This window comes from Nocardiopsis sp. L17-MgMaSL7 (genome assembly GCF_003182025.1).
Classification (GTDB): Bacteria; Actinomycetota; Actinomycetes; order Streptosporangiales; family Streptosporangiaceae; genus Nocardiopsis; species Nocardiopsis prasina.
The window spans coordinates 377,405-390,838 of sequence record NZ_QGTF01000002.1; the positions used below are offsets into that span (position 1 = coordinate 377,405).

10 protein-coding genes are annotated in these 13,434 nt (G+C 70.4%); 4 read left to right on the forward strand and 6 right to left on the reverse strand.

Annotated features, from left to right (window positions below; genetic code table 11):
- Nucleotides 1-4 precede the first annotated feature (4 nt).
- Nucleotides 5-2,110 carry a type IIA DNA topoisomerase subunit B gene (locus BDW27_RS04335; RefSeq protein WP_017545282.1) on the reverse strand — a complete coding sequence of 702 codons (2,106 nt, stop codon included), beginning with the start codon at nt 2,108-2,110 and terminating at the stop codon, nt 5-7.
- A 494-nt stretch (nt 2,111-2,604) separates the two neighbouring features.
- Between BDW27_RS04335 and BDW27_RS04340 the strand changes: the two genes are divergently transcribed.
- Complete coding sequence (locus BDW27_RS04340) at nt 2,605-2,829, forward strand: hypothetical protein (protein ID WP_026129396.1); 225 nt, start codon at nt 2,605-2,607, stop codon at nt 2,827-2,829.
- A 296-nt stretch (nt 2,830-3,125) separates the two neighbouring features.
- Here the strand turns inward: BDW27_RS04340 and BDW27_RS04345 are convergent, their stop codons facing one another.
- Nucleotides 3,126-3,818 (reverse strand): GNAT family N-acetyltransferase, encoded by a 693-nt coding sequence (locus tag BDW27_RS04345; RefSeq protein ID WP_199560535.1) that lies wholly within the window; start codon nt 3,816-3,818, stop codon nt 3,126-3,128.
- A gap of 104 nt (nt 3,819-3,922) precedes the next feature.
- Between BDW27_RS04345 and yaaA the strand changes: the two genes are divergently transcribed.
- Complete coding sequence (yaaA, locus tag BDW27_RS04350) at nt 3,923-4,717, forward strand: peroxide stress protein YaaA (RefSeq protein ID WP_110048316.1); 795 nt, start codon at nt 3,923-3,925, stop codon at nt 4,715-4,717.
- Between the two features lie 327 nt (nt 4,718-5,044).
- Here yaaA and BDW27_RS04355 read toward each other — a convergent pair whose 3' ends face one another.
- Both BDW27_RS04355 and BDW27_RS04360 read right to left on the reverse strand, forming a co-directional pair.
- On the reverse strand, nt 5,045-6,715 hold the full coding sequence (locus BDW27_RS04355; protein WP_193374245.1) for an RNA polymerase sigma factor: 1,671 nt from the start codon (nt 6,713-6,715) through the stop codon (nt 5,045-5,047).
- A gap of 196 nt (nt 6,716-6,911) precedes the next feature.
- Nucleotides 6,912-8,966, reverse strand: coding sequence for a SpoIIE family protein phosphatase (locus BDW27_RS04360; protein ID WP_199560536.1), 2,055 nt, complete (start codon nt 8,964-8,966; stop codon nt 6,912-6,914).
- 580 nt (nt 8,967-9,546) lie between these two features.
- Between BDW27_RS04360 and BDW27_RS04365 the strand changes: the two genes are divergently transcribed.
- Nucleotides 9,547-9,831 (forward strand): three-helix bundle dimerization domain-containing protein, encoded by a 285-nt coding sequence (locus BDW27_RS04365; protein ID WP_110048317.1) that lies wholly within the window; start codon nt 9,547-9,549, stop codon nt 9,829-9,831.
- Nucleotides 9,832-10,051: 220 nt separating this feature from the next.
- The gene (locus BDW27_RS04370; RefSeq protein ID WP_110048318.1) at nt 10,052-11,668 is read left to right on the forward strand and encodes a hypothetical protein; all 1,617 of its coding nucleotides are present in this window, start codon (nt 10,052-10,054) and stop codon (nt 11,666-11,668) included.
- Nucleotides 11,669-11,856: 188 nt separating this feature from the next.
- Here the strand turns inward: BDW27_RS04370 and BDW27_RS04375 are convergent, their stop codons facing one another.
- A complete protein-coding gene (locus BDW27_RS04375) occupies nt 11,857-12,654 on the reverse strand; it encodes a tyrosine-protein phosphatase (RefSeq protein ID WP_110048444.1) in 798 nt (265 codons plus the stop codon).
- Between the two features lie 41 nt (nt 12,655-12,695).
- Nucleotides 12,696-13,427, reverse strand: coding sequence for a nucleotidyltransferase family protein (locus BDW27_RS04380; RefSeq protein ID WP_110048319.1), 732 nt, complete (start codon nt 13,425-13,427; stop codon nt 12,696-12,698).
- Nucleotides 13,428-13,434 lie beyond the last annotated feature (7 nt).

The window sequence follows — 13,434 nt, forward strand, 5'->3', positions numbered from 1 at the left end:
CCGGTCAGGCGTCGATGCGCTCCAGGTCCAGCTCTTGGGCGCCTTCCTGGATGAACTTGCGGCGCGGCGCCACCTCGTTGCCCATCAGCAGGCTGAACACGGACGCGGCCTCCTCCGCCTGCTCCACCCGGATGCGGCGCAGCGTGCGGTGGCGCGGGTCCATGGTCGTCTCGGCGAGCTGGTCCGCGTCCATCTCACCCAGACCCTTGTACCGCTGCACCGGCTCCTTCCAGGAGATCTTGCGCTTCTCCAGGTCCAGCAGGGTACGGCGCAGCTCGGCGTCGGAGTAGGTGTAGACGTACCGGTCCTCCGGCTTGGCCCCGCGCTTGCGCCGGACGTTGGTCAGCTCGATGCGGTGCAGCGGCGGCACGGCCGCGTACACGCGCCCGGCCTCCAGCATCGGCCGCATGTACCGGTAGATGAGGGTGAGCAGCAGGCACCGGATGTGCGCGCCGTCCACGTCGGCGTCGGCCATCAGGATGACCCGGCCGTAGCGTGCGGCGTCGAGGTCGAAAGTACGCCCCGAACCGGCCCCGATGACCTGGAGGATCGCCGCGCACTCGGCGTTCTTGAGCATGTCCGCGACAGAGGACTTCTGCACGTTGAGGATCTTGCCCCGGATGGGCAGCAGCGCCTGGAACTCGGAGTCTCGGGCGAGCTTGGCGGTGCCCAGGGCGGAGTCACCCTCGACGATGAACAGTTCGCTGTGCTCCAGCCCCTCGCTGCGGCAGTCCACCAGCTTGGCGGGGAGCGCGGAACTCTCCAGGGCGTTCTTGCGGCGCTGGGTCTCGCGCTGCTGGCGGGCGGCCAGCCGGGCCTTGGCGGCTCCGACGACCTTCTCCATGACCGTGCGGGCCCTGGCCTTCTCCGCCTTCTTGGTGGAGGTGAGGAACTCGCGCAGCTCGTTGCCGACCACCTGGGAGACGATCCGGGAGGCCGCCGAGGTGCCGAGGATCTCCTTGGTCTGCCCCTCGAACTGCGGCTCGGGCAGGCGCACCGTGACGACGGCGGTCAGGCCCTCCTGGGTGTCGTCCTTGGTGACCGGGTCGTCGCTGTTCTTGAGCAGTTTGGTGGCGCGCAGCTGGTCGTTGATCACCCGCACCAGGGCGCGTTCGAACCCGTTGATGTGGGTTCCGCCCTTGGGGGTGGAGATGACGTTGACGAAGGAGCGCACGGTGGTGTCGTAGCCGGTGCCCCAGCGCAGGGCCACGTCCACGTCCAGGCGGCGTTCGACGTCGGCGGGCACCATGTGGCCGGACTCGTCCAGGACCGGGACGGTCTCGGTGAAGTTGCCGGAGCCCTGGATGCGCAGGACGTCGCTGACCGGGTCGTCGGGGGCCAGGAAGGTGCAGAACTCGCTGATGCCGCCGTCGAAGCGGAACTCCTCGGTGTAGGCGGTCTCACCCTCGGCGCGCTCGTCGCGCACCGCGATGGTCAGCCCGGGGACGAGGAAGGCGGTCTGGCGCGCCCGGTCGAGCAGGTTCTCCCGGGTGATCTCGGCGTCCTTGAGGAAGATCTGCATGTCCGGCCAGAACCGGATGCGGGTGCCGGTGATCTTCTTGGCGATCTTGCGGACCTGCTCCAGCCCGGACACCGGGGTGAACTCGGCGTCGGGGCCCGCACCGGCGAACCGTCCGGCGATGCCCCGGCGGAAGCTCAGGGCGTGCGTGTGCCCCTGGCGGTCGATCTCCACGTCCACGCGGGCCGAGAGGGCGTTGACGACGGAGGCGCCGACGCCGTGCAGACCGCCGGAGGCGGTGTAGGAACCCGAGCCGAACTTGCCGCCGGCGTGGAGCTTGGTCATGACCAGTTCCACACCGGAGAGTCCGGACTTGGGCTCGGTGTCCACGGGGATACCGCGCCCGTCGTCGCTGACGGAGACGGAGCCGTCGCTGTGCAGGGTCACGTCGATGCGCCCGCAGTGGCCGCCCAGGGCCTCGTCGACGGAGTTGTCGATGATCTCCCACATGCAGTGGGTGAGGCCTCGGCTGTCGGTGGACCCGATGTACATGCCCGGCCGCTTGCGGACCGCTTCGAGGCCCTCCAGGACCGACAGGTGCCGAGCGGAGTAATCCTCGGGATCGTGGACGGCTGCGGTCAAGGCGGTCACTCGGACATCTCCTGCGTCTTGAGGGCCATCGTGGCTGTGCGGTGCGTGCCCTTTGTACCGCGCCGCGCCGACTGTTGAGGGGGCCAGGCTACGGCGAGCCGGGGACTTTGCCGTGGCACGGCCGTGTGTGGGCGGGGTCGTGTCCCCCGGGTGCGGGTCTCCGGCGTCGACGCCGGGGCCGCCGTGACGGGCTCCACGCACCCGTGTGCGGGTCGGAGCGGGCCGACATGGGGGTCGGACGGGGCCTGCCCGCGCGAGACTACCACCTCTGGTGGATGCGACCTGGATACTCCCGTTTTCCGGGGATAGCCAGGCCCCCCTCAGGGGTACAACAAGAACGAGGAAGCGTGTCCGACGAATATGACCCATTGGGTACCAGACGGGCACGAACCGGGCGGATTCCGCTGTCGGCGTACACGGGACCCGGTTGGGAACGTCTGGGTCGGGTTAGATGTTGTCAGAGGTGACTAACGCCGAGTATTGAGGATGGCGAAGTGACTGGAACCCTTGCCCCCACTCAGCCGCTGACGGCTGCTGACCGCTGCGACCGCTGTGGTGCACAGGCGTACGTCCGGGTGCTGCTGAACTCCGGCGGCGAACTCCTGTTCTGCGCGCACCACATGCGTAAACACGACGACTCGCTCCGCAAGATCGCCTCGGACATCCAGGACGAGACGGACAAGCTCACCAAGAGCGACAAGGACGCGGAAGAGCGTTAGCCACGACGACCACGAAACGTCGACGGCGGTCCCCGGATTCCGGGGGCCGCCGTCCTCGTTCTGGGGTGGGACACCCGGGACGCGAGTGACGTACGCGATCTCGGGAACTCCTCGGGGGTCAGGCCCGATGAACCACGGGCCTCCGCCGGGGTCCCAGGTGTGACACCTGAGAAGTGAGTGACGTGTCCAGCCCGGGACCCGGCTCCATGGATCCCTTCCGGGTTCCGGTCCGGAGACGGGTCGTCCCTGGCCGAGGCCCCAGGGGTACGGCACTCCGGCGGGGCCGGAGCGCCACCTCAGTCCGCGAGGACCCGGTTGTGGTAGCGCGAGACCTCCTCGAACCCCGCACTCCGGTACAGGCGCAGCGCGGGTTCGTTCCCGGCCACCACGCAGAGGTAGGCGCGGCGGGCCCCCTTGTCGTGCGCCCAGGCGAGGAGATCGGCCAGGATGCTCCCCGCCACACCGCGCCCGCGGGCCGCACGGGCGGTGACCATCGCGCAGACCGCCACCGACTCCCCGTCCAGCACCGCGCAGCCCCGGCCCTCCCCGTCCTCGTGGACCCCGTAGGCCGTGGTCACCTGGTCGAGGATGCGCAGGACACCGTCGGCCCAGTCCGGGGACACACCCGTCTCGGCGAAGAGTTCCGTCCAGCGCGGCGTCGGCGCGTCCGAGACCAGGGTCCGCCCCGGGGCGTCCGGCCGCTCGTGAAGCTCCCTGGCCAGCACCAGGGTGGGCTCCACCAGCTCGTACCCGTGTTCGGCCAGGCGGGTGTCCACCGCCTCCTCCCCCGGCCACACCTGCACGCAGGGGCGGAGCCCGTGGGCGCGGTAGAACCGGGTGACCTCCGCGACATCGGCCCCGGGGTCCTCCACCACGGCGCAGTTGGCCCGCTTGGTGAACCCGTCCGCCAGGCCCAACCTCCAGCCCGCGCGCGACTCGGTCCGGAAGGCGGGCCAGTCCCTGGACACCCGTTCCGCCCACGTGTGCATGTTCGTCCCCTCACTGTCCCGCTGTCGGAAGCCGCACATCCTATCCGGCCGTTCACGCCCTAACATGGGCACGGTCCCCGCCCCACCCGTGACCTGGAGAGTCCATGTTCATCCTGCTCCCGCCCTCCGAGGGCAAGGCCACCTCCGGCGAGGGCCCCCCGCTGGAGGTGGGGTCACTGACCCTGCCGGAGCTGACCGAGACCCGGGAGCGGGTCGTCGACGCGCTGGCCGTACTCTGCTCTGGCCCCGAGGACGCCGCACGCGAGGTCCTGGGCCTGTCGGTGTCCCAGACCGACGCTCTCAAGCGCAACCTGGACCTGACCACGGCTCCCACGCTGCGCGCCGCCGACCTCTACACGGGTGTGCTCTACGACCGCCTGGGGCTCCCGGAACTGCTCGGCGAGCACGGTGCCGCCGCGCGCGAGCGCGTCCTGGTGTTCTCGGGCCTGTGGGGCGTGGTGGGCCCCGCCGACCAGCTGCCGCCCTACCGCCTGTCCATGGGAGTGAAGCTGCCGCCGCTGGGCGCCCTGGGGACGTACTGGCGCGGGGCCATGAGCGGGCCGCTCGGAGAGCTCACGGAGGGACGCCTGCTCGTGGACTGCCGGTCGGCGGCCTACGCGGCGGCGTTCAGGCCCACGGGCGCCGCCGCCGAGCGGACCGTCGCGGTGCGGGTGCTGCGCGAACGCGAGGTCGACGGCGTGACCAAGCGGTCCGTGGTCAGTCACATGGCCAAGGCCACCCGGGGGGACATCGCCCGGGTACTGGTCAGCGAGAACGTCCAGGCCGACAGTCCGGAGGAACTGGTGGCGGCGCTGCGCGACCTCGGGCACACCGTGGAGCTTCCGCCCGCGTCGAAACCGGGCACCTCGTGCACGATGGACGTCGTCGTCCGCGACTGATCCCCCGAGCGGCCCGGGGCGGGGGCGAAACCGTCGGCCTCGGGCTTCTTCGCAGGTCAAACGGGACGAACCATCAGGAAGGCCGGATCACGGCACTTTTATGCCGCACCTACAGCACGTGCGGCAGCATGGTGGCCATCGGATGGAGATCGGACTCCGTGCGGGGACAGTGAGTGCCTGATGACATGCGAGGGACACGCGGGCGTCGCCACACCCGTGGGCATGCAGGGGGCATGAACGCCAGGCGCGCCCTCCCGGTTCATCTCGGGAGGGCGCGCCTGTTCTGCTTCTCAGCCTGAAGCGTGGGTCTTCACCCGGACCGGCTGACTAGTCCAGGTAGTCGCGGAGCACCTGGGAGCGCGACGGGTGACGGAGCTTCGACATCGTCTTGCTCTCGATCTGCCGGATGCGCTCACGGGTGACCCCGTAGACCTTGCCGATCTCGTCTAAAGTCTTCGGCTGACCGTCGGTGAGACCGAAGCGCATGGAGACGACGCCGGCCTCGCGCTCGGACAGGGTGTCGAGCACCGAGTGCAGCTGCTCCTGGAGCAGGGTGAAGCTGACCGCCTCGCCCGGCTGGATCGCCTCGGAGTCCTCGATGAGGTCACCGAACTCGCTGTCGCCGTCCTCGCCCAGCGGAGTGTGCAGGGAGATCGGCTCGCGGCCGTACTTCTGCACCTCGACGACCTTCTCCGGGGTCATGTCGAGTTCCTTGGCCAGCTCCTCCGGGGTGGGCTCGCGACCCAGGTCCTGGAGCATCTGGCGCTGGACGCGGGCCAGCTTGTTGATGACCTCGACCATGTGCACCGGAATACGGATGGTGCGGGCCTGGTCGGCCATCGCGCGGGTGATCGCCTGGCGGATCCACCACGTGGCGTACGTGGAGAACTTGAAGCCCTTGGTGTAGTCGAACTTCTCCACCGCGCGGATCAGACCGAGGTTGCCCTCCTGGATCAGGTCCAGGAACAGCATGCCGCGGCCGGTGTAGCGCTTGGCCAGGGAGACGACCAGACGGAGGTTGGCCTCCAGCAGGTGCTTCTTGGCGCGGCCGCCGTCCTCGGAGATCCACTCGAGCTCGTCACGGAGCTCGAAGGTGAGGACGTCGTTCTCCTCGGAGAGCTTCTCCTCCGCGAACAGACCGGCCTCGATACGCTTGGCGAGCTCGACCTCCTGCTCCGCGTTGAGGAGCGGGACCTTACCGATCTGCTTCAGGTAGTCCTTGACCGGGTCCGCGGTGGCACCGGCGGCGACCACCTGAGCGGCGGGGGCGTCGTCGTCATCGTCGTACAGGACGAAGGAGTCGTCGTCCTTGCTGGGCTTGACGGGCGCGCCGACGGTCTCGGGCTTGGCGGGCTTGGTCTCCTTCTCCGGCTCGGCCGTGTCCTCGACCAGCTCCAGCTCAGCGCCGGTGTGTTCGAGGTCGTCGTCCAGGCCCTCCTCGGCGAAGTCACCGGAGCCCGAGGCGAGTTCGAGGTCCTTCTTCGTGGACTTCTTGGTCGCCGTCGCCTTCTTGGCGGGGGCGGCCTTGGCGGCGGGCTTCTTGGCCGTGGCCTTCTTGGGGGCGGCCGCCTTCTTCGCGGTCGCCGCCTTCTTGGCCGGGGCCTTCTTCGCGGTGGAGCCCTCGGAGGAGTCGACGACGGCGGTGACCGTCTCCGGCTGGTCCTGAGCGGCCGCCGCACGGGCGGGCTTGGCGGCCCGGCTCGTGGTGGTGGTCGAGCGGGTGGTGGTGGTGCTGGACCGAGGAGCCGCCGACTTGCGCCGCGTGGTCTTGCGCCGCGAGGAGGCCGACTCGGGAACGAGTACGGTCACGCCCTCCTTGGCGAGGCTGCGGAGCACGGACTGCGCCTGCGACATCGGGATTTCGGCCTCTTCGAAGGCACGGCGCACGTCCTCGGGCTCAAGAAAGCCCTGGGACCGCCCACGCTCGATCAGCTGCTGAATGACGGGCTCTTGCAGTGACTCGGACTGCTTCGAGCGAGTCGAACTGGCAGATGACACAAACACCTCTCGAACGGACGTGTGGCGAGAATTGATCGGACCCGGTGGTCCGGATTGGCCGGGACCGGGCACTGCACCCTCTCCCACCTGCGGCCTGGGATCGTCCCCACTGGGCGGGGAAGCCGTGGTCACCTCCGCTTCGCGGGGCGCGGCGGCTTCTTCACTGTAGGCAAGGCAATGGACTTGTTCGTACGGTCTACCGCTCCGACGCGGAATCGATCACCGGAAGCTGAACGGCGAGCAGAGTGACGTCATCGTCCTGCTCATACCCATCGAGCATTCTCTCAACAAGGTACTCCAGCATCTGCTGTGGATCGCCCACCACCTCGGGACGCGCCCTCGACGCGACCCTGACGAGCTCGTCCAGACCGGCGTCGACGGATCGTCTGCGGTTCTCAACCAGTCCATCGGAGTAGAGGGCGACAGTGTTACCGGGTTGCACGAAGAATTTGTGATGCCCCCTCGGAGAGCTGACTCCGAGCGGTGTGTCGGGCTCGGTGTCGAGCAGTGAGGGCCCGGCGTTCCCGGCGACCACGAGCGGCGGGAGGTGCCCCGCGTTGCTGAGGTCGAGCTGTCCGGTGACCGGGTCCAGGACGAAGTAGACCAGGGTTGTTACCTGATCCATTCCCTCTGTGGCCGTGAACATGCGGTCCAGCCCGGTCAACACGTCGGCCGGTTCGGGCATGGAGAAGGCCAGGGCGCGCAGCGCGTTGCGGATCCGGCTCATTCCCGCGGCGGCCTGGATGCCCTTGCCCATGACGTCACCGAGGACCCCGGCGACCCGCCCGTCGGACAGGGGGAAGGCGTCGTACCAGTCGCCGCCCACCTGCACGTGCTGTGAGCCCGAACGGTAGTAGGCGGCCAGCCGCACGCCCGCCACCACGGGAAGCTCCTCGGGCAGGAGGCTGCGCTGGAGCTCCTCGGCGGTGCCGTGTTCGCGTTCGTAGACGATGGCCCGGCCGATGGCCAGGGCGCACTGTCCCGCGAGCGCCTCCAGGAAGACGCGTTCCTCGTCGGTGACGTCGCGCTGGGCCCTGAACGAGAAGCGCAGCGCGCCGATGGGGCGGCCCGCGGCCATCATGGGCAGCGCCACCCAGGCGCGCTCCGAGGTCCGTTCCAGCAGTTCGTCGACCTCGGGGGCGTGCTCCATGAGCTCGCGCAGATCGGCGGGGCTGGCCGCCAGTCGCGGCGCCCGGGAGGCCACGGCGCGGGCCGCGACGTCCGGGTAGTCCAGGGAGAAGCCGCGTTCGGGCAGGCCCAGGCAGCCGTCCGCGGAGAGCACCCGCAGGCGCAGCCGGTCCCGGTCGAACAGGGCGACGGAGGTGTGGTCGGCGCCCACGCCGGAGCGGCCGATCTCGGACATGGCCTGGACGACCTCGTCTGCGGTGAGCGCCTCGGCCAGGTCCGAGGTGGCCTTCTGGAGGCGGGCGGTGCGCATGGCCGCCTCGCTGAGCTGCTGGTTGAGGCGCTGGCGGAGTTCGTCGGCCTCGCGCTCGTTGGTGATGTCCACCAGGGTGCCGACCCACTCGGCGGTCGCGGCGCCGTCCATGATCGGGTTGGCCCGCGCCCTGTAGTGGACGTGCCCGCCCGCGCGGGTGCGCACGCGGAACATGGCGTCGAAGGGGGTGACGTCCAGGACGGCGTCGTCCCAGGCGCGTTCGACACCGGGGCGGTCGTCGGGGTGCACGGCGTCCAGCCAGCCCCGGCCGAGGTAGGCGTCCAGGTCCTGGCCGGTGATGGCCCGCCACTGGGGGCAGTCCTCGCGGACGTCGCCGCCCGCCCCGGCCGACCAGATGATCTGGTTGCCCGCCTGGAGCAGGGCGCGCAGGCGCTCCTCCTCGCGGTGGGAGGCGTCCTCGTGGTCCCGGGCGGCGATGAGGGCGATGTGGCGGGCGCCGTCGGAGGGGTCGTTGACCGGGAACCAGGTGAGGTCCCATGTCTGGCCGGAGGCGGTCCGGTGGCGGCCGCGCACGGAGCGTCCGGTGTCGCGGACCTTGGCGACGGAGGTGCTGTGGGCGGAGGCCCCGTCGGGGTCACCGGCCTGTTCCCCGGCTTCGGCGGGGGTGCGTCCCAGACAGCGGTCGGGAGTACTGCCGAGGACGGAGGCCATGCGGGCGTTGATCGACACGAAGACGTCGTCGGGGCCCAGGAGCGCGAAACCGATGGGGGCGTCGGTGAGGAGGGACTTCACCGCGTCCGGCAGTTCCGCCGCGCTGATCCTGGGTGGGGGAATGGACGTCTCGGCGCTCAACTGCTCGACACCTCCGGAACCGTCGGATTCCCCAGCCGGGTTTCGATGGGGGGCTTTCTGGACCGCGTGGTCCCCTGTGCACCGTGCCCGCCACCCGTTCACGGTGGCGCTCCGGCGCTGGGTGCGCGGCGCCGATTCCGGTCGGGGGGCTCCGCGGCTCCCAGGAGTCACGCTCCATGACTCCTCTCGGCCGCTGTCACGGCTCAAGCATAAGACACACCCGCTGACTCGCAACGGCCGCCGGTGCGGGGGACCCGCCGTGGACACGGAAGGTAAATGTTAGGCCACGGTGTCGCTTCGGCACAGTCGACCGGGGGGTTTGCGGGCGTGTTTTCCCATAATTCACGATGCCTCACGAGGGGACCGGGTTTGCGTCGAACCCTTCGAAACGGGAACGTTATATGTCTGAAAGGTCCATTTCTCCGTGATGACCTGCGGCGACGGAGTCATCCGGGTAAACGGGACCTCCCCCAGGTTTTATCAACAGTGTGCCGCGACGAGGGTTGACTGTCCGCCCAGAACAAGTGAAATAGGTGGAGGTCACCGTCCAGACCATCATCAGCTAGGGGTGTGAGCGAGAATGCTCCAGACCTTCCCGGTCCAGGATCTCAGACAGATCTCGGCACGGCTCCACGACGAGTTCAGCGGGCTGTCCCCCCGCTGTGTGGAGCGCTGTGTCAGCGATACCTGGCACTGCGTCGAACACCTGGGCATCACGGTCACACCACACCTCGTCGAGCGTGTCGCCCGTGAACACCTGGAGGCCATGGTGAACTCGGTGCCGCCCTCCACGGTCCGCAAGACCGTCCGCCGCACGGGGACCACCCTGCTCACCGGCCACCGCGCGGTACCCGAGCCGCGCTGAACCCGGTGGCACGACAGCCGGGCACGGACCCCCACGGGAACCGCGCCCGGCTGTCGCGCCGCCCGGCACCGGACGGTCACGGGTCAGTGACCGACTCCTCGCGGACCCGTTGTCCACAAGCGGGAGCGGACCCGCTTCCCGCTGGCATACGCTTCAGTTCGTGCCATCCCCTTCGCCCACACCCACAGGCCCCGACGTCCCCGCCGCCGCCTTCGAGGAGATGCTGCGCGCGGCCAGAGCCCTGCTCGCCATGCGGCACCCGCTCGACGCGGAACTGGCCTTCAGTGCGCTCCTGGGCTCCTGGTGGGGTGAACGACTGCCCGGGGTCGACGTGGAGCGGCTGCTCGGCGAGGGGCTGATCACGCACGCCACCGCCTCCGGCAAACCGGCCGGTCTCGGCGTGCTGGCCGCGGTCACGGCGCTGGGCACCTCCCCCTCACAACGGGAACTGGCCGAACAGGGGATGATCGCCCTGCGCGAGCGGGGGCTCCAGGCCCCGGCCTGGGCCGCCCAGCTGGGCGCGGTCTCCCCCGTGGCCGCGTACGTCAACGGCGACCGGTTCGGCGACACCGACGACGTCGTGTGCGTGTTCAGCAGGGACGCCCCCGGCAGCGACGGAGCGATGCCGCCCGAACACGCGCTCATCCTCGTCCTGGACCACAACAGCGGCGGTCTGCTGCGCGACGCCTGGGTCACCACCAAGGTGGAGCAGCTGCTGGAGCAGTGTCGCGAGCGCGCCGAGAACGACGACCTCGCCCGGTTCGAGCGGTTGGAACTGAGCGAGGCGCGGTCCCTGCTCTCCCGCGCGCTGGAACGCACCGAACGCGTGGTGACGGGGGCCGCCGCCGACCCCTCCACCGGACCGACCGTGGAACCGGTGGGGATCTCCTCCGCCGACCTCGCCGGGGGTTCGCTGGCCTCGCACTTCGCGCTGGCCGCCTCCCGGGTGCAGCGGCTCCCCCTCCCACCCGAGGGGGTGGCGGCCTCGCCGGTCCCCGTGTGGCGGCGCGACCGGCGCGCGGTGCTGGCCGCGCGCTTCCTCGCCTCGGACCAGGCTGCCGAACTCTCGGACTCCTACGCGGCGAGCCGGTGCGTGGACCACATCATCGCGCACGGCTGCGACGTCGACTCGGGCCGACCGCTGCGGGTGAGCCCCCGCAAGGTGGAGTCGTTCCTGCTGCACTGGCTACCCGGCCGGGTGGTGCTCCTGCCCGAGGAGCAGGAGGCCATGCCGCACGTCCTCGCCGCCTGGGTGCGCTGGGCGGGTGCCCGCTCCCAGCTCCCGGAGGTGGCCGTGGGCGCCACGCTGGACGCGGTGTGGGAGACCATCTCGGCCTTCGCCTCGACCTACCGCGACCCGGCCCGCCCTCTGGGCCTGCGCCAGGAGGCGGTCCGGCGGCTGCTCCCGGACGGCGACTTCGCGTCCCTGGCCCGGCGCATGTTCGCGTTCCCCCTGCTGGCCAGCGAGATCGTCACCGGCGCCCCGGAGGAGGAGTTCGCCCCGGACACCTCCAGGGGCCGCCGGGCCCTGCTGAGGCTGGACCACTACGGCGAGTACGAGGCCGCCACCCCGCACAGCGGCCGTCACCACTCCACCGGGCAGGACCGCTGGTACCGCCCGGTCACCGGCCTGGACCCCGAGCGGGAGCGCGAGCTGGACCGCCACGAACGCCTCGCCAAGAGGCTCTGGGACGGCCGCCCCGCCAACCTGTGGGCGGCGGCCCGCCGGATGCTCGACCGGGGCCAGGACCGCCCGACGGTGCTGGCGGCCCTCTCCGAGGAACTGTCCAGCGCCACCAGCGAGAGCGACCTCCGCCGAAGACTGGACGCGCTGTAGCACCCAGCGGTCCCGCGGGGCCGCTCGCAGGCAGGGACGTCCCGATCCGCCCGGCAGGACCGCCCGTCTCCCTCCCGAGCGCTCCCGGTCAGCGGCGACGGGTACTCGGCTGTTCGGACACCGGCCGCGAGCCCCTGCTCTCCCGTTCGGCGAGACGAGCCGCGTCCCCGCGCGAAGCCCTCAGAGGGTCAGTCGAGCATCCGGTCCCTGAGGGCCTCCACGGTTCCGCCGGAGAGCCCGAGGCCGTCGGCCACGTAGGCGTCGAAGGAGCCGTACAGTTCGTCGATGTGCGCGAAGGCGGTGTCCAGGTAGGCGGCCCGGACGCGGGTCATGGGCTCCACGTCCTCCCACGGGAGCTGGCTGTCCTTGGACAGCTGGCGCATCCAGTGGTCGGTGTTGGCCTGGCGTTCGTTGCTGACCAGGAAGTCCTCGGTGACCGCCGCGCGGTCGACACCGAGGAGGGTGAGCAGCAGCGCCGCACCCCAGCCGGTGCGGTCCTTGCCCGCACTGCAGTGGAAGACCAGCGCGGTCGGCCCCTTGGCGGCGCGTTCCACCAGGTCACGGTAGCCGTCGAGGGCCTCGGTGTCGGAGACCAGGGCGCGGTACACCTCGAGCATGAACCGCTCGGCCGCTCCGTCCCCGAACATGGCCCTGGCCCGTTCGGGGTCGGCGAGCAGCTCGACGAAGTTGGCGCCCGCCGCCTCGGCGTCCTGGACGCCCACGGCGGCATACTCGGCGCCCTCGGGGACCACGTCGGGGAGGCGGTCGCGCTCGTGGTGGGTTCGCAGGTCGATCAGCTGGCGGATGCCGAACCCCTGGTACGCGGGCAGGTCGTGTTCGGCGATGGTGTGCAGGGCGTCGGAACGGTAGAGGAGACCGCCGCGCAGGGTACGGCCGTCCTTCGTGCGGTGGCCGCCGAGGTCACGGAAGTTGGGGGCACTGGAGAGGAGGAATCCGTCATTCGTCACGACGCAGACGATACCCACCGCTCCGGTGCCCGTCACCACTCGGTTCCGGGGTGGGTCAGTCAGTCAGTGGACCGCATCGCCTCGATCTCGGCGCCCGCCTCCTTGACGTCCTTGGCGGTGTCCACCCCGCGCCAGAAGCCCTCGATCCGGAACGCGGTCAGCTTCCCCTCCTTGGCCAGGTCGGGGAAGGTCGAGGACTCGTGGTCGCCCCTGACCGGCAGCAGCGGGGTCACGCCCGGCTCGAACAGGTAGACGCCCGCGTTGATCCACACCGGCAGGAGCGGGCTCTGTGTGAAGCCCTCGATGCGGTCGTCGCCGTCGACGTCGACGATGCCCCAGGTGGTGCGGAACTGAGCCAGGGCCAGGGTGCCCAGGCCGCCCCTGGCCCGGTGGCGCCTGGTGAACTCGTCCAGCGGAAACCAGGTGAGCACGTCGCCGTTGAGGGCGAAGTAGGGGGCTCCGGGGTCGCGGAGCCCGGTGGCGGCGTAGCGCAGGGCACCGCCCCGGCCCAGCGGCTCGTCCTCCACCAGCAGGGCGATCTCGGGGCCGCCCCTCCGGTTCTCCAGGTGTTCGCGCAGGACCTCGGCCTTGTAGCCGCAGGAGACGACGACCTGCTCGACCCCGTGCGAGGCCAGCCACTCCAGCTGGTAGTCGATGATGGGCCGTCCGGCCACCTCCACCATCGCCTTGGGGCGGGTGTCGGTGTAGGGCCGCAGCCGGGTGGCCTGTCCTCCAGCGAGGATCAGCGCCTGCCTGACGGGGGACTCGGAGGATGTGGGTGCAGCGGTCATGTACTGG